This window comes from Stenotrophomonas sp. 78350_Sma (assembly GCF_056482105.1).
On the sequence record NZ_CM151182.1, the window covers coordinates 3,697,581 to 3,718,619 of the forward strand.

A 21,039-nucleotide genomic window follows, 5' to 3' on the forward strand; every position below is an offset into this window, starting at 1 on the left:
GTTGGTCAATACCGGTAGTTCACCTTCATCCACAGGCTGCGCCCGGGCTCATTGATGCGCACCGGGTCGGCCGGAAAGCCGAAATCGGCACTGCCGGCCAGGTTCAGGTGCTCGCTGTAGGCGCGGTCGAACAGGTTGTCGACGCCCGCGCTGAGCTGCAGCTGCGAACTGAAACGGTACGCGGCGTTGAGCGCGAACGTGGCGAAACCGGCACTCGGCCCGAGGTCCTGGGCCACCACGTTGCCTTGACCGTCGGCCACGCGGTGCTGGTGGGTGACCGCACGCAGCAGTGCCCCGGCACTCCAGCGCTGGCCTTCCCAGTTCGCACTCAGGCGCGCTTCCAGCGGCGGCATCTGCGGCAGCGGACGCTGCTGGTCGCGGTTCTCGCCCCACGCGTAGGCCAGCGTGCCCCCCAGCTTCCACTGTTCGGCCAGGCTTACTTCCAGCCCCGCCTCGGCACCGGCGATGCGCGCATCAATGTTGCTGGCCTGGCTCATGCCCATCATGCCGCTGCCGTGATAGGTGAACAGGATGTAGTCCTGGATCTGCCCGGCGTAGGCCGAGACCCAGGCCTGCACGCGTGGGCCCTTGTACTGCAGGCCGACGTCGAGCTGGGTGGTGTGCTCGGGCTGGATGCCGGCGAAGGCGTTCGATGCACCGGCCGGACCGTGATCGGGCGAGAACAGCTCCCAGTAATCGGGCATGCGCTGGCTGTGGCCGAGACCGGCATACCAGGTCAGGCCGTCGGCCAGGTCCTGCTCGTAACGCAGGAAACCACTGCCGAGCCACTCCTTGCGACGCTGGCCTGCGGTCGGATTGGGCATGTTCCCCATCATCCCGCGGATCGACTGCCGCTCATCGCGCACGCTGGCGCGATCGATGCGCAGACCACTGATCCAGCGCTGGTCGGTGCCGGCGCCCAGGGTCAGTTCGGTGAACACGCCATAGCGACGGAAGTTGGCATCGGTCTGCCAGTCGGCCTGCCTGTAGGTGTCACGCCCCATGCCCATGCGTCCACGATGGCGGCTGTCTTCGCCATCCACCCCCGCCACCAGCTGCACGTCCTGCCAGCGCCACTCGGAACTGACCCGGCCGCCCTGGGTACGGCGGTCCACGTTCGACGCCATCGGCATCGGCATCATGCTGTTGGGATTCGGCGTGCGCAGCGTGTAGTTGTCCATCACGTGGTCGGCTTCGTTGTAGTACACGTTGGCCTGCACCGTGTCCCACGCGCCCGGCAGGTTGCGCTTCTCGAAGCGTGCCGCGTAACTGGTGCGTTCGAACGCGGCGCCGTCCATGCCACGCCCGGCATAGCGCGCGATCGCATCACCGGCCCCGGCGGAGATCTCCAGCAGCGTGTCGGCATCCGGCGTCCAGCCAATGGCCACGTCACCGTTCCACTTGCGCCACTTCGACGGCACCACATCGCCGTGGCCGTCCTTGTAGTCATCGGCTTCGGACCGGTTGCCGCTGGCGCGCACATAGCCGGTCGGGTTGCCCAGGGTCAGGTCCAGCACCTGGTCGTTGCGGTTGCGCGAGCCAACCAGCGCACTGGCATCAGCACGCAGGCCCGGTTCCTCGAAGCGCGGCGTATCGCGCTCGAAACGCACGGTGCCGGCCGAGGCGCCTGCGCCCCAGCGCACGCTCTGCGGGCCCTTGATGATGGTCAACCGATCGAAGCTCTCCGGCGCGATGTAGGACAACGGATTGTCCATGCGCGACGGGCAGGCACCGATCAGGTTGCCATCGTTGCTGAGGATGTTCAGCCGCGAACCGAACATGCCGCGCAGCACCGGGTCGCCGTTGGTGCCGCCATTGCGGATGGCGGAGAAGCCGGGGACGGTCTTCAGGTAATCGGCACCGTCGCTGGCCGGCACCGGCTGCCGCGGCAGGCGCGGATCGGTCACCCAGTGCAGCGGCGAGGACGGTGCGGCGGCGGTGACCACCATCGTGTCGAGGGTGCGCGCCTCGTCGGCGGGCGCAGCGTGGGCCAGTGACGCGGCCACGGCCAGGCCAAGGGCAACCGGCAGGCGCGCACGGGCACCCGCGGGGCGGGAAGTCATTTTCATCGGAACAGCTCCAAAGTACGCACGCGCGCACGGCGCCCGGGCAGGCGTCGTGCGGCAGATTCATGGGGATATCAGCGGACGATGGAGGGGGGCGGTGGCCCACGTGCGGCGTGCGCCGGCCAGCGCAGTGCCAGCAGCACCTGCTGTGACCACGGGAACACCAGGCGCGGCCGCCACAGCAGCGGCAACAGCAGCACCAGCACCGCCAGCCATGGCAGCAGGCGCATGGCCAGTACGCAGTACTCGCAGGCTTCGCCATGCATGGCGTGGGGGTCGGCCGGGCGGTCAGGCGCTGCCGGCGTGGCCCCGTGTAGATCGTGCCCGGCCATGGCCATGCCGTGCATGTCATGGCCCATCGCGGCGTGGTCCATGCCCGCCATTGCAGCGTGGTCCATCGGGTGCGCCTGCAGCGCGCGGCTGACCAGTGGCGCAAGCACCATCAGCAGCGTCGCCAGGATGGCGAGCCGGAGCAGAAGGCGTTGCGGGCGGGACAGGCGGGTCACCCCGCTAGTGTAGAGCCGGGTCCAGGGTTGCCCGTGCGACGAACGGTCGCAGGAAGGGGGGGTTATCGGCAGGGCTGCGCCCTGCACCCGCAGAGACCACGGCAAGAGCCGAAGCAAAAAGCAAAAGCGGTTTCCTGTGGGTAGGCGGGGTGGGTCCGGTTGCGGGAGACGCCGTAAACCCGTCCTTGGGGGCTTGGCCGCGGCATCCATGCCGCGGACACTCCCGCAACCGGACCCACCCCGCCTTCGACAGATCTCTGCGATCTGCAGTAGATCCACGCCATGCGTGGATGAATCTCCATCGGAATCGAATATTTCGAATTGGAATCGAAAAGCATCCACGCATGGCGTGGATCTACCGTGTCGACCAAGGTCGACACCTACCAACAGCCATCGGAATCTGTCAGAGGTGGGGCGGTGTCGGAGTGCGGGGTGTCAGCCGCATGGATGCGGCTGCCAAGCCCCCAGGGACGGGTTCACGGCGTCCCCGCACTCCGACACCGCCCCGCCATCCCACGGAATGCAAGCTTTTGCCATTGACGTTGCCGTTGATTCTGCGGGTGCAGGGCGCAGCCCTGCCCGACCCACCCTCACACCGTGATGGTCTGGGTCAGTGACTCCCAGGTCGGTGGCACCGGCCACGCGGCCGCCTGGTTGCCATCCAGCACCCGCCGCAGGTCACGCGGATCGATCTGCGGTGCCAGTACGTGCACCAGCTCCAGCGCGTAATCGCGCAGCACGCGGTCGCGCGGCAGCACCGCCCAGGCGATGCACTCGCTGATCGGATCCGGAGCAGGCCACGACCTCAGGTCTTCGTCGTTGGAACTGACCGCCATCTCGGCCAGCAGCCCCACGCCCAGACCCGTACGCACGTAGGTCTTGATCAGGTCGGCATCGAGCGCGGTCAGTGCCAGGTCCGGCACCAGCCCATTTGCGGCAAAGGCGCGCTGCAGCGACGAGTTCGGCCGTGTCGAGGATTCATAGCTGATCAACGGCTGGCGGGCCAGCGCGGCCAGGTCCGGCGCACGACCGGCGCGATCCAGTGGATGGCCCTTGGGCACCACCACCAGCCGGCGCCAGCGGAACAGCGGCACCGCGATGCCATCGGTGGGTTCGCCACCGGCGGTACTGATGATCGCGATATCGGCATCGCCCTGGTTCAGGCGGTCCAGTGCGTCGGCTTCACCGGCCTGCTGCAGGTGCACGCTCACCTGCGGGTAGGCCTGCTTGATCGCCGCCACCGCCGGCGGCAGCACGAAGCGCGCCTGGGTGTGGGTGGTGGTCAGGATCAGCTGGCCCTGGCTCTCGCGGCGCTGGTTGGCCGCGTAGGTGCGGATGTTGTTGGCCTCGGCCAGCACCGCGCGGGCGCGGGCGATGACCTCGGTGCCGGCCGGGGTGACCGACTCCAGACTGCGGCCCTTGCGCACGAACAGCAGGAAGCCGAGCTCGTCCTCCAGCTGCTTGAGCTGCTTGGACAGGCCGGGCTGGGTGGCGTGCACGCGCGAGGCGGCCAGCGTGATGTTCAGCTCGGCGTCGGCGATGGCAACCAGGTAGCGCAGCTGGGTCAGCGTCATGGGAGGCAGGCGGCGTGGGGCGGAGGTCCACTCTAGGGTCAATTGCCGTCACCAGCTTATAACCAAAGGTTGTTTAAGAAAGGTATCTGGTCATTTCCGGGCGTCATATGCCGGCGCTACGGTCAGCCGGCAGCCGCTGGCCTGAACAGCCAGCCCTCCCCTTTCGCCCGCCGGCGTCCGGCGCGGCCCCGTTCCCGGAGCGCTTCCATGGCCCTGTACGACTCCATCCTCGATACCGTCGGCAACACCCCCATCGTCAAGCTGCAGCGCCTGGCGCCGCCGCAGGTCAGCCTCTACGCCAAGGTCGAGTCGTTCAACCCGGGCGGCTCGGTGAAAGACCGCCTGGCACTGGCGATCATCCTCGACGCCGAAGCGCGCGGCCTCCTCAAGCCCGGCGACACGATCGTGGAGGCCACCTCGGGCAACACCGGCGTGGCGCTGGCGATGGTCGCCGCGGCACGTGGTTACAAGTTCGTGGCGACCATGGTCGAGACCTTCTCGGTGGAGCGTCGCAAGCTGATGCGCGCGTATGGCGCGAAGGTGATCCTGACCCCAGCCGCCGAACGCGGCAGCGGCATGGTGCGCAAGGCGCGCGAACTGGCCGAGCAGCACGGCTGGTTCCTGGCCAGCCAGTTCGCCAATCCGGCCAATCCGGCGTATCACCGCAATACCACCGCCGCCGAAATCCTGCGCGACTTTGCCGGCAAGCGGCTGGACTACTTCGTCAGCGGCTGGGGCACCGGTGGCACGCTCACCGGCGTGGGCGAAGTACTGAAGGTCGCGCGCCCGCAGACCCGCATCATCGCCACCGAGCCGGCCGGCGCCGCACTGCTGAAGGGCGATGACTGGAAGCCGCACAAGATCCAGGGCTGGACCCCGGATTTCGTGCCCGACGTACTCAACCGCGATGTGGTGGATGAACTGGTGTCGGTTGATGATGACCGCGCCATCGCCACCGCGCGCCGGCTGGCGGCGGAGGAAGGCATCTTCGTCGGCATCTCCGCCGGCGCTACTGTGGCCAGCGCACTGGACGTGGCCGCACGCGCCGAACCGGGTTCAGTGATTCTGGCCATGCTTCCGGACACCGGTGAGCGCTACTTCTCCACGCCGCTGTTTGCCGATGTGAATGAAGGCTCCGACGACGAGTGGCTGGCCGGCCTGCCGTGATGCACAGGGTCGGATCCCTTTCCCGTCGGGAAAGGGCTCTGACCCCCTTCTGCTTCAGCCTGCGTGAAGGCGTCGCCCGCCATCGTGCATGAAGGCCGTCGGATCGCAGCGCGTGAGACGGTCATGACGCAGTATCGATGCCCTGTCCCCTACCGTGGGAACAGCCGGCGCAGATGCTGCGCGGATCACCTCACAGGCAGGAGACGGACGCATGAAGATCGAAGTTTGGCAGGGCGACATCACGACCCTGGCGGTGGATGCGATCGTCAACGCGGCCAACGAAACACTGCTCGGTGGCGGCGGTGTCGACGGCGCGATCCATCGTGCAGCCGGCCCCGCATTGCTGGCCGAATGCCAGCAGTTGCCGGAGCTGCGCCCGGGCGTGCGTTGCCCGACCGGCGAAGTGCGCGCCACCGGTGCCCATGCGCTGCCGGCACGCCACGTACTGCACACGGTCGGTCCGGTCTGGCATGACGGCCAGCGCGACGAACCGGCACTGCTGGCCAACTGCTACTGGAAATCGCTGCAGCTTGCCGAGTCGCTGGGCGTACAGTCGATCGCGTTCCCGGCCATCAGTTGCGGCGTGTATGGCTATCCGCTGTACCAGGCTGCACAGATCGCGGTGACGGAAACGCTGGCATGGCAGCGCAGCCACGCGCAACCGATGCGCATCGTGCTGGTCGCGTTCAACACGGCCACTGCCAAGGCCTACCAGCAGGCGCTGGCCACCGCCGGACAGAGCACGGAAAGCGAGCCACGCGGCACGCTGCTGCCGCCGCTCGGCGATGCAGGCCTTGCCGCCGCGCATTGAAACGCGACGCAGCATGGAAAGGAAAAGGCCGGGCATTGCCCGGCCTTTTCCGTTGCACCGTCGATGTCATCCACGCATGGCGTGGATCACACTCAACGACTGGCAGCTTCCACCGCAGCAGCGTCATCGGCCACGGCGGCTGCCGCGTCGGCTGCGGCGCGTGCAGCCGACGCGGCAGCACCGTCGGCACTGGCGCCCTCAACCTGCACGCGCACTTCCACCATGCCTGCGCCATTGTTCAGGCCGGACACGTCGACGGTGTAGTGGCCGGCCGGCAGCGTTTCTTCCAGCCGCGCATTGGTGCCATTGCCACCGTCGTCGTTGGTCAGCTCGACATCCCCGCCGACCACGCGCAGCACGGTATCGACCTGGCTGGAGATCGCATCCAGGCGCACGTCGGCGGGACGATCCAGGGTCAGCAGGAAGCGGCGACGGCCGTCGTTGTCCAGCATGGTGTACACGCTGCCCGACTTCGGCAGGGCGGTACCATCGCGCTCGACCAGATTCCCCGGCAGTTCGATGCGGTTGGCCGACAGGGTGAACATGCCATTGACGCCGCTGCCGAGGCCACGCGCGGTCAGGGTGTACTTGCCCGGCTTCAGCGACAGGGTCAGCCGCGAGTTGGTGCTGTCGTTGCCATCGTCGTTCTCGGCTTCAACGCCCTGGCCCGACAGCTTCAGCACCGGATCGAAGACATCCGACACCAGGCGGATTTCGTACAGGCCGGCCTTGTCCACCTGCAGGGTGTAGTCCTGCGAGTCACTGGCCAGCATGTCCACGATTTCGCCACTGCCCGCCAACGGCTTGCCGTCGTAGGGTTTCAGCTTCTCGGCGCGCAGGCGATACGGACCAAAGGCGGTCGGGCCATCGGCATTGACCGCCACCTGGTAGGTGCCGCCGCCATTGGCACGGAACGCCAGCGAGACGTCGCCTTCGCGTTCGTAACCGGTGTTGCTGGTGGAAACAAGGCTGCCGTTGTTGAACACGGCGATCGAGCCGCTGAGGGCACCGGTCAGCTTCAGGCCAACCAGTTCCCTGTCTTCCAGCTTGATCTGGTAGAGCTGGTGATGGCTGCCGTCGTTGAAGTTGATGCCGCTGCGCGAGGTGATCTCGCCGGACACCGGCTTGTCGAAATCGAGCGACGCGGCCTTGCCTGCGTCACCACTGCTGCCGATGCGGTTGCAACCGCCGGCGACCAGGACCGCGGCTACGGTCAGTGTGAGTGCTGCCAAACGCATGTTGTTTCTCCTTGGCCTTCCATGTAGTTCCCGCGTGCCGGCCGGGCGCGCGGGGCCGGAAACGATACCCGCAAAAGCAAACGCCGGCGTGATGCCGGCGTTGCCCTGTTCATCCAGCGATGGGACGGATCAACCGTTCCACTTGCCCAGCGCGGCCAGGCCGTTGTCCTTGGCGCGCTCGTACACGGTCTTCTGGGCAGCGGCGTAGTTGCCCTTCATGTCCTTGGCCCACAGCTTCAGCGCGGCCTGCTGCATGGCGCGGCCGTAGGAGAAGCTCAGCGGCCACGGCAGGTTGCCCAGCTGGTTCATCGCGTTCAGGTGCTCGGTCGACTGTTCGTCGCTCTGGCCACCGGACAGGAACACCACGCCCGGCAGGATCGCCGGCACGGTGCTCTTCAGGCACATCACGGTCGACTCGGCCACTTCCTCGACGTCGGCCTGCTCATCGCAGTTCTTGCCGGAGATGACCATCGACGCCTTCAGGATGGTGCCTTCCAGCAGCACGTTCTGCTGGTACAGCGCGTCGAACAGCGAACGCAGGGTGGCTTCGGTGACTTCGTAGCAGGTCTCGATGTCGTGGTCGCCGTCCATGATCACTTCCGGCTCGACCATCGGCACCAGGCCGCATTCCTGGCACAGGGCGGCATAACGGGCCAGCGCGTGAGCGTTGGACTCGATGCAGGTGCCCGACGGAATGCTCTCGCCGATGTTGATGACCGCACGCCACTTGGCGAAGCGCGCACCCAGCTTGTAGTACTCCTGCAGGCGCTCGCGCAGGCCGTCCAGGCCTTCGGTGACCAGTTCGCCCGGGCAGCCGGCCAGCGGGTGCGCACCCTTGTCCACCTTGATGCCCGGAATCATGCCGTGGTCGGCCATGTACTTGGCGAACGGCACGCCGTCCCTGGTCGACTGGCGGATGGTTTCGTCGTACAGGATGGCGCCGGAAATGTGCTCGTTGAGCTTCGGCGTGGTCAGCAGCAGCTCGCGGTAGGCACGACGGTTCTCCTCGGTGTTCTCGATACCGACGCCGGCGAAACGCTTGGCGATGGTAGCGGTGGATTCGTCGATCGCGATGATGCCCTTGCCCGGGGCGACCATGGCCTGGGCGGTTTCGGCCAGCTGTTCGATGCTCATGTATTTCCTGTGGCGGGTGCGGGAAAAACGTAAGTATAGCCCCGCTGCCCGTTGCCCCGGTGTCGAGGTCAGGATGGAAACGATTCCAAGTCTGCACAGGACAAAGAATGTCCTGCCGTTGGGGGTCAGAGCCCCTGCGGGGATCTGCCTCTGGGCCGGCGTGAGGGTCAGATCCCTGCAGGGGCTCTGACCCCGGATCGGCAGCGCCGACCCGATACCGTCAAGGCTTACAGATCGCCCAGGCCGATGGCGCGGCCGTCGTCGCCCACTTCCAGCAGGCGCAGGGTGTTGGTCGCGCCCAGGGTTTCCATATGCTCGCCGCTGGTGAACACGACGCGGTTGCCGGCCTGCAGCAATTCGGCTTCGACCAGCAGGCGGATGCTGCCACGCGCGGCTTCGCGCGGGGTCAGGCCGCGGCTGTCGAAATTGATCGGATAGACATCGCGCATCAGCGCCATCTGCCGGCGTGCGCCGTCATGGCGGGTGACCGCGAACACCGGCGCCTTGGCACGGAAACGCGACAGGTAACGCGCAGTGCCACCGGATTCGGTCATCGCCACGATCGCGCGCACGCCCACGTGCTGGGACAGGAACATGGTGGCCATGGCAATGGCCTGGTCGGCACGTTCCAGGTTGCGCGGCGAAGCGTTGAAGTCGGTCTCGGTCTGGAACTGGCGCTCGGCCCCCAGGCAGATGCGCGCCATCGCTTCGACGGCCTTGACCGGCCAGGCACCGGCAGCGGTCTCGGCCGACAGCATCACCGCATCGGTGCCATCGATGACCGAGTTGGCCACGTCCAGCACTTCAGCACGGGTCGGGATCGGGCTTTCCACCATCGACTGCAGCATCTGCGTGGCGGTGATCACCACCTTGTTCTGCGCCAGCGAGGCCTTGATGATCTTCTTCTGCAGGCCCGGCAGTTCGGCATCGCCGATTTCCACGCCGAGGTCGCCACGGGCCACCATCACCACGTCGCTGGCCTCGACGATTTCTTCCAGGTTCTCGATGGCCTCCGTGCGCTCGATCTTCGACACCAGCGCAGCGTCACAGCCATGCGAGCGGGCGATATCACGCGCGTCGTTCATGTCCTGCGCGTTGCGGCAGAACGACACGGCGATGAAGTCGACGCCGATCTTGGCGACGATGCCGATCAGCTCCTTGTCACGCTCGGTCAGCGCGCCCAGCGACAGGCCGCCGCCCTGCTTGTTCAGGCCCTTGCGGTCGGACAGTACGCCGTCGTTGAGCACGGTGTTGATGATGCGTTCGCCCTGCACCTCGACCACCTGCAGCTGCATCAGGCCATCGTCGAGCAGCAGCACATCACCCGGGCCGACGTCCTGCGGCAGGCCGAGGTAACTGACACCGACCTGGGTGGCATCACCCGGGCCGGCGTTGGTGCTGGCGATCAGGTCGAAGCGGTTGCCCGCCTTCAGTTGCACCTTGCCTTCGGCGAAGCGCTCGATGCGGATCTTCGGGCCTGGCAGGTCGGCCAGGATGCCCACTTCCACACCCACGCGGGCGGCGGCGGCACGCACTTCGGCAGCACGTTTGGCCTGGCCGGAGGGGTCACCGTGGCTGAAGTTGAGGCGCACCACGTTGACGCCGGCGCGGAACAGATCCTCCAGCACGCCCGGCGGATCAGTGGCCGGGCCGAGGGTGGCAAGGATCTTGGTGCGACGCTGACGCTCGAACATGGTGAATGGGCCTCTCCCGATAAAGAACGGAAATTAGCACATCCTTCACGCCGCATGTATACGGTTACAGCCTTGTGCTGCCTGACTCCGCGGGTCATGGAACGGACATGGTCCGGACATACGCTGGCGCAGGCCCCCCGGTAGCGCCGGGCCATGCCCGGCGGGCGTTGGGCAAAGCCGCCGGGCATGGCCCGGCGCCACCGGTCAAAGGTGTGTCAGGCCAACAGCGTCGTCAGCTGTGCCGGCTCGCGTGCCAGCTGGCCCGCACCGGCTTCAGTGAGTTCCGCTTCACCACCAAAGCCCCACAGCACGCCCACGCTTCGCAGACCATGGTGGCGAGCGCCCTCGATGTCCATGCGGCGGTCGCCGATCATCCAGCACTGCACGGGCTGCACCTGCAGGCGGCGCAGCGCCTCCCCGACCAGTTCCGGCTTGTGGCTGCGCGAACCGTCCAGGGTCGAACCGACGATCTCCTCGAACAATCCACCAAAAGGCAGGTGGGCGAGGATGCGGCGCGCGTGCGGCTCGTTCTTGGCAGTGACCACCGCCAGGCGGTGGCCACGACCATGCAGCGTACGCAGCGTGTCTTCAATCTGCGGGTACACCGTGTGCTCGCGCCAACCTTCGGCGTCGAAGCGCTCGCGGTAATAGCCCACCGCCTGCTCCACCCGCGCCGGTTCACCGAACAGCGGCGCGAAGGTGGTGCGCAGCGACGGACCGATCCAGCCCAGCAGCGTTTCCTGCGCCGGCACCGGATGGTCCATCTTCTGCAGCGCGTAGGCGATGCAGGCGGTAATGCCCACCTGCGAATCGATCAGCGTGCCGTCCAGGTCGAAGAACAGGACATCCTTGCCGTGGCCGGCACTCATGCGCCGCGCGCGTCGAGTGCCGCCACTGCAGGCAGGGTCTTGCCTTCCAGGAACTCCAGGAACGCGCCGCCACCGGTGGAGATGTAGCTGACGTCCTTGGCGATATCGAACTTGTCGACCGCCGCCAGAGTGTCGCCGCCGCCCGCGATGGAGAAGGCCGGCGAGCTGGCAATCGCACGGGCCAGTGCTTCGGTGCCCTTGCTGAAGGCTTCGAACTCGAACACACCGACCGGGCCGTTCCAGACCACGGTGCCGGCCTTCTCGATCAGCTGCGCGTACTGCGCGGCGGTCTGCGGGCCGATATCCAGGATCAGATCGTCTTCGGCAACGGCATCGACCGCCTTCACTTCGGCGACGGCGTCGGGCAGGAACTGCTTGGCGGTGACCACGTCCACCGGCAGTGGAATGTCGGCGCCACGCGCCTTGGCATCGGCCACGATCTTCCTGGCGGTGTCCAGCAGATCCGGCTCGCACAGCGACTTGCCGACGTTGTAGCCAGCGGCAGCGATGAAGGTGTTGGCGATGCCGCCACCGACGATCAGCTGATCGACCTTGACGACCAGGTTGGCCAGCAGTTCCAGCTTGGTGCTGACCTTGCTGCCGGCAACAATGGCCAGCAACGGCTTGGCCGGTGCGTCCAGCGCCTGTGCCAGTGCATCCAGCTCGGCCATCAGCAGCGGGCCACCGGCAGCCACCGGGGCGAAGCGGATGACGCCGTGGGTGGAGGCCTGGGCGCGATGCGCGGTACCAAACGCATCCATCACGAACACGTCGCACAGCGCGGCGTACTTCTTCGACAGGGCCTCATCGTCCTTGCCCTCGCCGACGTTCATGCGGCAGTTTTCCAGCAGCACCAGCTGGCCCGGCTGCACGTCGACGCCGTCGATCCAGTCGCGCACCAGCGGAACCTCGCGGCCGAGCAGCTCGGACAGGCGCGCCGCCACCGGTGCGAGTGAGTCGGCTTCGGTCCACACGCCTTCCTTCGGGCGACCCAGGTGCGAGGTGACCATCACCGCCGCGCCCTGCTCCAGCGCGCGCTTGAGCGTCGGCAGCGAAGCGGTGATGCGCTGTTCGGAAGTGATGCGGCCATTCTCGATCGGCACGTTCAGATCCTGGCGGATCAGCACGCGCTTGCCGGAGAGGTCGAGGTCGGTCATGCGGACGATGGACATGGGCAACTCTTTGGCTCAGGGACGGGATGCCGGGATGCGGCAGGCGGCCATTGTATCGGGTGCGGGTGGAGGGAGGGCCGATGCCTGCGGCAGGCAGAGGCGCAGAGCAACAGCAACAGCCAAAGCCAAAGCGCTGACGCTTCGTGGTGCTGTGGATGGGCCGGGGTGGTGTGGGCTGGCAGGGGACGCCGTGAATCCGTCCCTGGAGGCTTGGTCGCCGCATCCATGCGGCTCACACCCCTGCCAGCCCACACCGCCCCGGCCTCGACAGGTTCATGAGGTAGAGCGGATGGCAAAGGCTCAAGCAGTGTGTGGTGTCGGATGAAGAAAGAAGGGGTCAGATCCGTTTTCCTGCGGAAAACGGATCTGACCCCGAGGGCCGTCGAGCGAAGCGACCCGCTTCCGCTCTTGCTCTTCTTCTTTCTCTTCCGTGGGTGGACGCACACGGAAACCGTCAGAGGCCGGGTGGGGTGGGTTCGCGGGGGTGTCAGCCGCATGGATGCGGCTGCCAAGCCTACAAGGACGTACTTGCGGCGTCCCCCGCTAACCCACCCCGCCCGGCCAAGCGCGGCTGTTGCTTTACACGACCAACCCCACCCACGAGGGGCTCCGCCGTTCGCCGGAAACTACGCCGAAGGCGCAGGCTTCTGCCGAAGCAGGCTGACCGCCAGGCCACCCACCACCAGCACCCCCAGCCCCAGCAGTGCCCACAGCAACCACGCCTTCCAGTCGCGCTGCGGTTGCAGTGCCACGTCTCCCGCCAGCGGCTCCGGGCTGCCTTCCAGGCGCGCCAGCGTGGGTTGCCATGACGGGTCATTGCGCTGGCGCAGCTCCTCGATCAGCACACCGATCGGCGCCTCCATCCTGCGTGCAGTGCTGCTGCCCACCGCCAGTGCATAGGGCGCCGCGCCCTGGCTCAGGAACACCAGTACTTCCGGCTGGTAGCCCAGGCGCAGGGACGGCGCAGTCGCGGTTTCGGCAGGGTTCGCGACCAACTTCCAGTAGCGGTCGCGATGCACGCCGCCCAGTGTCTGCGCAGCCGACTGCTGCCGCGGGCCCTGTGCGCCCTGCTGCAGCTGGTAAGCAATCCACGGCGCACTGCGGCGCTGCCACTCCGCACTTTCGTCGTCGCGGCTGAACAACGTCCACTGCACCAGGCTGTTGTCGGTGCTGGCCACATCCGCGCGGGCCACCGGGAAACGGCCATCCATCTCGAAGGTGTATTCGCCCTTGCCCTTCGAGGTCGGCTCCAGCGACAGCCACTCCCACGGCAGCGTCGCCGGCGCCGGCGGCAACTCGGCCAGTACGCTGCGCAGCGTCGGCAGGCGTGCATCGCCCTGCGCCAGCACGCGCAGGTAGCGGGCCTCGCCGTCCACCTGCAGGCGGCGCTGCAGCAGGCGCTTGCCAGCGCGCTGCAGGTCGACCAGCGGGATATCACGCCCGATCGGACGCCAGTGCTGCAGGTCGTCGCTGGCATCCAGCTGCACCTGTGCCTGCAGCGGCTGGCCACTGTCGGCCCAATCCAGCACCAGGGCCGCCAATGGCTGCTGGCCGAGCACGCTGGCGTCGATCAGCCAGCCTCCCTGCCCGTTCGCCACGGCACCGCCACTCACGCGTGCCTCGACGCGACGCACGCGGCCATCGGTATCGCGCTCGGTCAGCAATTGCAGATCGTTGCGCTGTGCTTCGGCCAGCGGCGGCAGTGCGAACCAGGGCAGTTCACGCTGTACCGGCGGCTGCGCCAGCGGTTGATCGGGCGCCAGCAGTGCAGACGGCAACGATTGGCCAGCCGCGTTGAACACCTGCAGATCGCTCAGGTCCGCGGTACCGGCGCGACGGTAGATCGCCGGCTCCAGCACGACGCGATAGGCACCGGACTGCGCGCTGGACAACGTCAGCGGCCACTGTTCGGCGTACTGCGTGCGGTAATCGGCGGCCTGCGCCGCGACGGCGGCCAGCAAGCCGAACATCGCCGGCAGCATGGCCCTGCTCCACGTCTTCATTGCTTTTCCTCCACGCTCGGCGCCGCGCTGGGCGGTGCCGGTGCCAGATAACCCACGACGGTGCACAACAGGCCGTAGGCGATGAACGATGCGATTCCCAGCAGGTTGCCCAGGTGCTGGCGATCGACAATGACCAGTTTGGCCAGCACCACGCCCATCAGCACGGCACCGACCATCCACAACACGCGCTGGCCACGGCGCGAACCCCAGACCCAGGCGATCACGCCGAGCACGCTCCACAGCACGGTCAGGCTGGTCTGCGCCAGGCTGAAGCGCATCATCGATGCGTTCCACGACAGGCCGCCCCACTGATGCACGCCATGCAGCACCACGCTGGTCAACGCAACGAACGTTGCCAGTGACAGCAGTGGCATGCGGATACCCAACAGTGCCTTCGGCGCCTGGTCGCTGTACAGCCAGCGCGCGAGCAGCAACAGGCTCAGCCACTGTCCAAGCTCGGCCGGGTTCAGCACCGGCAGCCACAGCAGCGGGGAAGCATCGCCCGGCAACAGCTGGCCCAGCAGCCAGCCGATCGACAGCAGGCCGAACAGCACGCACTGCAGCGGCGTGCGCACGCGGTCGAACGCTTCACCCAGCGGCCAGCGCAGCGCACTCCAGCGCCACAGCGACAGCGACGCCAGCAGCAGCCACGGCAATGTGACCAGCAGCAGCGTCCACCCCTGCGCCAGACCGGCCTCGCCACCGCCCCAGAGGGCCAGCAGCGAAAGCAGGGACGGCCACAACAGCCACCACAGGAACTGCGCGATGCGCGCCACGCTGTCACCGCCCTGGCGCAGGCACAGCAGCGTGCGCACACCCAGCACGGCGAACACCGCCCAGGCCAACGCACCGTAGCCGGCAAACGGCTGGTGGTGCGCGTCGCTCTGCATCAGCGCCAGCGGGAAGCCCAGCGCCAGCATCGCCAGCGCGGTCACGCCCAGTGCACGCGCTGGCTGGTGGCGCTGCATTTCGGCGGCCAGCCACGCGGTGACCGCAGCCAGTACCAGCAGCGCGTCCACTTCGATGCGGTACGGGAAGAAGCGGGTGATCTCGTGCACCAGGCCGCCCAGCCACCACAGCAGGCCCCACAGGTAGTAGACCAGTGCGACCTCATGGCGCGGCCGGCGCTGGTAGCTCCAGGCGGAGGCGAAACCTGCCAGCGCCAGCAGCAGCGCGCCGATGGCGGTCGGGTTGAGCAGGAAGCGGGCATCTTCAAGCCAATGATCGGCGCCGGCAACGAAGGCGAACGCGGCGCCCATCTGCAGCAACGCGCCAGACACCTGCGGCAGCCAGCGCTTCTGGCGCAGGCCCAACCAGGCCAGGCCGGCACCTTCCAGCGCGAACACCGCGCCGGTGGCGCGTGCCGACAGGGCCAGCGGCACCGCCAGCGTGGCAAAGCCCACCGCCAGCACCGCGTGCGACTGCGCCAGCACGGTGTACGACGCACGTCGGATCAACGCCCACGCCAGCACCGCGTAGATCGCGGCCAGGCCCAGCGCACACAGGGCCAGCGTCATCGGCTGCTCATGCAGCATGCCGGCCTGCAGCGAGAACGCGACCAGCGGCGTACCGAACACCAGGCTGCCATCGACCAGGTCGCGGCGGCCGGCCGGCTGCCGGCGTGCGTACAGCAGCGGGATCAGCAGGTAGAAAGCGAAGAACAACAGCAGGAACGGCTCGGTACTGCTGAATTTGTCCGGGGCGTACTGCAGCACGCCCCAGAACGTACCGATGCCGAACGTGAAGGCGAAACCCAGCAGGTTCAGCGCGCGCCACGGGCGGAACCAGGCGATGGTGAAGATGCCGGCGTTGAGGACCGCGTAGTAGCTGAACAACCCCACGTGGTTGCCGCTGCCGGTGGACAGCCACAACGGCGCCATGAAGCCGGCCAGGATGCCCAGCACCGCCAGGGTGCGCGAGTTCTGTACCACCGCCAGCACGCACAGGCCTGCCACCAGCGCGATCGAGCTGACGAAGGCAAAGCCCGGGGTGACCAGCTCGAATCGCTTGAAGGCGGCGAAGATGGTCAGCAGCAGCACGCCGATGGCACCGCCCTGCAGCGCAAGCGCGAACATGCGCCTGCGTTCGCGCTGGTGCCAGCCGAAGGCCAGCAGGCCCAGCGCGCCCACGGTGACCCCGGCCAGGCGCAGCTCGATCGGCAGCACCAGCCAGCCCTGGTCACTGACGTACTTCAGCAGCGCGGCAACACCGGCCAGCAGCACCAGCATGCCGATCTTGACCGGCACGTTGCCCTCGGTGAACCAGCGCTTGACCGCACCGATGCCGCGTTCGATCACGTTTGGCGGCGCCGGTTCGGCCGGCAGCGGTGGCGCCAACGGTACCGGCGGCGGCGTGACCGGACGGGGCGCAGGCGTCTCGGCAGGCGGGGCTTCAGGCACTGACGGCTGCGGCGGCTGCGGCGGTTGTGGTGTCGCCGCCGCGACCGGCCGCAGGAACGGAGGATCGGCGCTGGCCGAAGGTGTCACCACTGGCCGAGCAGGCGCCGCTTCGGTGGCGGTGTCCACAGTGGCCGGCCGGGAGACAGGTGCGGCCGCCAGCGTGCTTTCCAGCGCGGCCACACGACGGCGCAGGCCGGCGATCATCACCAGCGCCACCACCAGCAGCAGCGGGATGGCCAGCAGGACCAGTACCACCAGGGCTATCAATGCTTCCATTGCATGCTTCCATTGCAATCCCGCGCCCCAGCGGCAGCGGTCGACCGCCCCATGCTACGACAGGGCTGGCCCCATAAACGACGAACCCCGGCCAGGCCGGGGTCCGTGTGCGATCTTCGCCAGCCTTACTTGGCGGCGATGACCTTGGCCATTTCCAGGCACTTGTTCGAGTAGCCCCACTCGTTGTCGTACCAGGTCACCAGCTTGACGAAGGTGCCGTCCAGGGCGATGCCGGCGTCGGCATCGAACACCGAAGTGCAGGTCTCGCCGCGGAAATCGGTGGCCACCACCTTGTCTTCGGTGTAGCCCAGGATGCCCTTCAGCGGGCCTTCGCTCTGTGCCTTCACTTCGGCGCAGATCTCGGCGTAGGTGGCTTCCTTTTCAAGCTCGACGGTCAGGTCGACCACCGACACGTCCGAGGTCGGGACGCGGAAGCTCATGCCGGTCAGCTTCTTGTTCAGTTCCGGAATGACCACGCCGACGGCCTTGGCCGCACCGGTGGACGACGGAATGATGTTTTCCAGGATGCCGCGGCCACCGCGCCAGTCCTTGTTGGACGGGCCATCGACGGTCTTCTGGGTGGCGGTGGCCGCATGCACGGTGGTCATCAGGCCGCGCTTGATGCCCCACTTGTCATTGATGACCTTGGCCAGCGGAGCCAGGCAGTTGGTGGTGCACGAGGCGTTGGAGATGATCGCCTGGCCGGCGTAGGTCTTGTCGTTCACGCCGTACACGAACATCGGCGTGTCGTCCTTCGACGGGGCCGACATGATGACCTTCTTGGCGCCGGCATCGATGTGCTTCTGCGCGGTTTCCTTGGTCAGGAACAGGCCGGTGGCTTCCAGCACCACGTCGACACCGACTTCGTCCCACTTCAGGTTGGCCGGGTCGCGTTCCTGGGTCAGGCGGATCTTCTTGCCGTTGACCAGCAGGTCGTTGCCCTGCACCGCCACGTCGGCCTTGAAGCGACCGTGCACGGAGTCGTACTTGAGCATGTACGCCAGGTAGTCCGGCTCCAGCAGATCGTTGATGGCCACGATTTCGATGTCGTCGCCGAAGTTCAGCACCGCCGAGCGCAGGACGTTACGCCCGATGCGACCGAAACCGTTGATACCAACCTTGATTGCCATGTTCTCAAGCTCCTGCGGCCGCGACGGGTGCGGCGGGATGGATAGGGCCCACAAGTCTAGCAAACCGGGGCTGGCCACCGTGGGCCAGCCCCCCAGCCAGAGGGCCGGCGGACAGGATTTGATCCGGATCAAAGCGTTAGCGCGGCGTGAGGTCGAGACTGTCGCCATCCACCCAGCAATGAGATCACCCCCATGCGCAAGACCTCCCCCCTGATCGTGGCCGGCCTGGCCGCCGCCCTGTCCCTCGCCGCCGCCCCGGCCATGGCCCAGTCCAAGGGCGACTGGACCGTCTCGGCCGGCATCCACCAGGTGGCGCCGAAGTCGAACAACGGCTGGCTGGCGGGCCACACCCTGAAGGTCGACGTCGACAATGACGTCAAGCCGACCATCACCGGCGAGTACTTCATCGCCGACAACCTGGGCATTGAAGTGCTGGCCGCGCTGCCGTTCAAGCACGACATCAACATCAACGGCCTGGGCCGCGTGGGCAGCACCAAGCAGCTGCCGCCGGTGGTGACCCTGCAGTACCACTTCAACAGCAAGGGCAAGGTCTCGCCGTTCGTCGGCGCCGGCGTGAACTACACGACCTTCTTCAGCGAAGACACCACCGGTGCGCTGGCCGGCAGCAAGCTGAAGCTGCAGGACTCGTGGGGCCTGGCCGCGCATGCGGGCATCGACTTCGCGATCGGCGAGAAGGGCGCCCTGCGCGTGGACATGCGCTGGATCGACATCGACAGCAAGGTGAAGTTGAACGGCGAGAAGATCGGCACGGTCAACATCGATCCGCTGGTCTACGGTGCTTCGTACGTCTTCAAGTTCTAAAGCGGTGTGTTGAGCGCGGGGGCTTCGCCCCCGCTCCCCCGCTACACGCAACACCCTCGCAGCATGTTGCCCCGGTGATTGCCGGGGCTTTTTTTTTGTGCGAGAAGCACCGGCTTCTGGAATTGGGCGGAGAGGGTGAGGTGATCGGGACACGCCGTAAATACGTCCCTGTAGGCTCGATCGCCGCATCCATGCGGCGAACGGTCCCGATCACCTCACCCTCTCCACCCTTCCTATCTGCGCGCGCGTGCCAGCTCAAGCAGAGGCAAGAGCAGAACCTGTACATCCGAAGCGTAAAGGTTGCCTGCAATTGCAGGATGCAGACATTGATCCTGCATTTGTTTTTGATCTTGCCTTTGACGTTTGCATCCGTCTCCGCGGCCATGTTTGGAGGGGAACGCAGTGGGAGGGGCGGCGGGACCGTTGGCGCCATGGATGGCGCCATCGAGCCTCCAGGGACGGATTCACGGCGTGTCCCGCCGCCCCTCCCACTGCGCTCCCACTTCGGAACAGGAACGCGCCGCTCTTCAATCCACCTACCCCGCTAGAATGTGTGCATGAAAGCCCTGCACTCCCTGTTCCTCGCCGCCGCCCTGGCGCCGGCCCTGCTGTCCGTCTCCGTCCCCGCCCACGCCTGGGGCGCGCAAGGCCACCGCCTTGTCGCCGAGGTCGCCGACGCCCGCCTCAACCCCACTGCCCGTGCCGAAGTGGACCGCCTGCTGGCCACCGAACCGGACGCCACCCTGGCCAGCATCGCGCCGTGGGCCGACCAGCTGCGTGCCAAGGACCCGGGCCTCGGCCGTCGTTCGGCCGGCTGGCACTACGTCAACATCGCCGAAGACAACTGCCATTACGAAGCACCGAAGCACTGCAGGAACGGCAACTGCATCGTCGAGGCCCTGAAGGCACAGAGCGCCATCCTCGGCGACCGCAGCCTGACCGACGGCGAGCGCCTGCAGGCGCTGAAGTTCGTCGTGCACCTGGTGGGCGACATCCACCAGCCGATGCATGCCGGCTATGCCCACGACAAGGGCGGCAACGATTTCCAGCTGCAGTTCGGCAACCGTGGTACCAACCTGCACTCGCTGTGGGACAGCGGCATGCTCAATACCCGCAAACTGGACGACGCCGGCTATCTGCCACTGCTGCAGAGCCAGCGCGCGCCGAAGCTGGCGCGCCAGTCCAACCCGCAGACGTGGGCCGAGGCCAGCTGCCGCATTTCCATGCAGGCTGGCGTTTATCCGGCCTCGCGTAAGATCGGTGATGAATACACCGAGCGCTATCGGCCGCTGGCCGAAGCGCAGCTGCGACTGGCCGGTGAAAACCTGGCGCAGTTGCTGAACCGCGTGCTCGGCACGCGCTGAGGAGCGTTCCAATGTCAGTCCAGGTGCAGTCGTTCTTCCACCGTGACAGCAACACCTTCAGCTATCTGGTCAGCGACCCGGCCAGCGGCGAGGCAGCGCTGATCGACCCGGTGCTGGACTACGACCCGGATACCGACGCCAGCAGTGAATCGCCGCTGCATGCCGCGTTGCAGGCCATCGAACAACAGGGCCTGCAGCTGCGCTGGCTGCTGGAAACCCACGCCCATGCCGACCATGTGTCGGCCGGGCGTCGGCTCAAGCAGCGCTTCCCGCAGGCCACGCTGGCCATCGGCGAAGGCATCCGAGCAGTACAGGCAACGTTTGCACCGCGCTATGGCCTGCAGCTTCCTGCTGCGGATGAAATCTTCGACCACCTGTTCAGCGATGGCGAAACCTTCGCCCTTGGTGGACTGGATGGCCGGGTGATCGCCGTGCCCGGCCATACCAGCGACAGCGTCGCCTACCTGATCGGCGATGCGCTGTTCACCGGCGACTCGCTGTTCATGCCCGACGGCGGCACCGCCCGCTGCGACTTCCCGGGTGGTGATGCCGCGCAACTGTATCGCTCGATCCAGCGCCTGCTGGCCCTGCCCGATGCGACCCGCGTGTTCGTCTGCCACGACTACGGTCCGGGCGGTCGTGATTTCGCCAACGAAACCACCATCGGCAAACAGCGCGCGCACAACATCCACGTACATGACGGCGTGGCCGAGGCGGAGTTCGTCAGCGTGCGCCAGGCGCGCGATGCCACGCTGGCCGAACCGGCGCTGATGCAGCCCGCAGTGAAGGCCAACATCCAGGGCGGGGCGTGAGC

Annotated in this window: 16 protein-coding genes; 5 read left to right on the forward strand and 11 right to left on the reverse strand. The window is 67.0% G+C overall.

Translation table 11 applies throughout. The features are described from left to right. Positions 1-5: 5 nt before the first annotated feature. From ACZK4H_RS17140 to ACZK4H_RS17150, 3 genes are all read right to left on the reverse strand, one after another. Positions 6-2,069 carry a TonB-dependent copper receptor gene (locus tag ACZK4H_RS17140; RefSeq protein ID WP_099553777.1) on the reverse strand — a complete coding sequence of 688 codons (2,064 nt, stop codon included), beginning with the start codon at positions 2,067-2,069 and terminating at the stop codon, positions 6-8. A 71-nt stretch (positions 2,070-2,140) separates the two neighbouring features. Continuing rightward, on the reverse strand, positions 2,141-2,572 hold the full coding sequence (locus ACZK4H_RS17145; RefSeq protein ID WP_099553808.1) for a DUF2946 family protein: 432 nt from the start codon (positions 2,570-2,572) through the stop codon (positions 2,141-2,143). A gap of 590 nt (positions 2,573-3,162) precedes the next feature. After that, a complete protein-coding gene (locus ACZK4H_RS17150; protein ID WP_010481448.1) occupies positions 3,163-4,146 on the reverse strand; it encodes a LysR family transcriptional regulator in 984 nt (327 codons plus the stop codon). Positions 4,147-4,353: 207 nt separating this feature from the next. On the opposite strand from ACZK4H_RS17150, the gene cysK reads away from it, so the two are divergent. Then, complete coding sequence (gene cysK / locus ACZK4H_RS17155; protein ID WP_049427425.1) at positions 4,354-5,313, forward strand: cysteine synthase A; 960 nt, start codon at positions 4,354-4,356, stop codon at positions 5,311-5,313. 211 nt (positions 5,314-5,524) lie between these two features. Further along, positions 5,525-6,124 carry an O-acetyl-ADP-ribose deacetylase gene (locus ACZK4H_RS17160; RefSeq protein ID WP_099555127.1) on the forward strand — a complete coding sequence of 200 codons (600 nt, stop codon included), beginning with the start codon at positions 5,525-5,527 and terminating at the stop codon, positions 6,122-6,124. A gap of 92 nt (positions 6,125-6,216) precedes the next feature. Here ACZK4H_RS17160 and ACZK4H_RS17165 read toward each other — a convergent pair whose 3' ends face one another. The 8 genes from ACZK4H_RS17165 to gap all read right to left on the reverse strand — a co-directional run bounded on the left by ACZK4H_RS17165 (position 6,217) and on the right by gap (position 18,039). Beyond that, entirely contained in the window at positions 6,217-7,362 is a 1,146-nt protein-coding gene (locus tag ACZK4H_RS17165) for an iron-sulfur cluster assembly protein (protein WP_099555129.1), read from the reverse strand. A 129-nt stretch (positions 7,363-7,491) separates the two neighbouring features. Then, the gene (locus ACZK4H_RS17170) at positions 7,492-8,496 is read right to left on the reverse strand and encodes a class I fructose-bisphosphate aldolase (protein ID WP_005410832.1); all 1,005 of its coding nucleotides are present in this window, start codon (positions 8,494-8,496) and stop codon (positions 7,492-7,494) included. A 227-nt stretch (positions 8,497-8,723) separates the two neighbouring features. After that, positions 8,724-10,190 (reverse strand): pyruvate kinase, encoded by a 1,467-nt coding sequence (gene pyk, locus ACZK4H_RS17175; RefSeq protein WP_099555131.1) that lies wholly within the window; start codon positions 10,188-10,190, stop codon positions 8,724-8,726. A gap of 215 nt (positions 10,191-10,405) precedes the next feature. After that, positions 10,406-11,059, reverse strand: a complete 654-nt coding sequence (locus ACZK4H_RS17180; protein WP_099555133.1) for an HAD hydrolase-like protein — start codon at positions 11,057-11,059, stop codon at positions 10,406-10,408. Next, the gene (locus ACZK4H_RS17185; protein WP_099555135.1) at positions 11,056-12,231 is read right to left on the reverse strand and encodes a phosphoglycerate kinase; all 1,176 of its coding nucleotides are present in this window, start codon (positions 12,229-12,231) and stop codon (positions 11,056-11,058) included. Before ACZK4H_RS17185 ends, ACZK4H_RS17180 begins: the two co-directional genes overlap by 4 nt. A 626-nt stretch (positions 12,232-12,857) precedes the next feature. After that, on the reverse strand, positions 12,858-14,234 hold the full coding sequence (locus ACZK4H_RS17190) for a DUF3999 domain-containing protein (protein ID WP_099555190.1): 1,377 nt from the start codon (positions 14,232-14,234) through the stop codon (positions 12,858-12,860). After that, positions 14,231-16,909: a DUF2339 domain-containing protein gene (locus tag ACZK4H_RS17195; RefSeq protein ID WP_099555187.1), complete on the reverse strand. Its 2,679-nt coding sequence runs from the start codon at positions 16,907-16,909 to the stop codon at positions 14,231-14,233. The genes ACZK4H_RS17190 and ACZK4H_RS17195 overlap by 4 nt, the downstream gene beginning before the upstream one ends. A gap of 125 nt (positions 16,910-17,034) precedes the next feature. Then, a complete protein-coding gene (gap, locus tag ACZK4H_RS17200; protein ID WP_099555186.1) occupies positions 17,035-18,039 on the reverse strand; it encodes a type I glyceraldehyde-3-phosphate dehydrogenase in 1,005 nt (334 codons plus the stop codon). Positions 18,040-18,231: 192 nt separating this feature from the next. On the opposite strand from gap, the gene ACZK4H_RS17205 reads away from it, so the two are divergent. From ACZK4H_RS17205 to ACZK4H_RS17215, 3 genes are all read left to right on the forward strand, one after another. Next, positions 18,232-18,861 carry an OmpW/AlkL family protein gene (locus ACZK4H_RS17205; protein ID WP_099555183.1) on the forward strand — a complete coding sequence of 210 codons (630 nt, stop codon included), beginning with the start codon at positions 18,232-18,234 and terminating at the stop codon, positions 18,859-18,861. A 557-nt stretch (positions 18,862-19,418) separates the two neighbouring features. Beyond that, on the forward strand, positions 19,419-20,225 hold the full coding sequence (locus ACZK4H_RS17210; RefSeq protein WP_099555181.1) for a S1/P1 nuclease: 807 nt from the start codon (positions 19,419-19,421) through the stop codon (positions 20,223-20,225). A gap of 11 nt (positions 20,226-20,236) precedes the next feature. Then, on the forward strand, positions 20,237-21,037 hold the full coding sequence (locus ACZK4H_RS17215; RefSeq protein WP_099555179.1) for an MBL fold metallo-hydrolase: 801 nt from the start codon (positions 20,237-20,239) through the stop codon (positions 21,035-21,037). Positions 21,038-21,039: the final 2 nt, after the last annotated feature.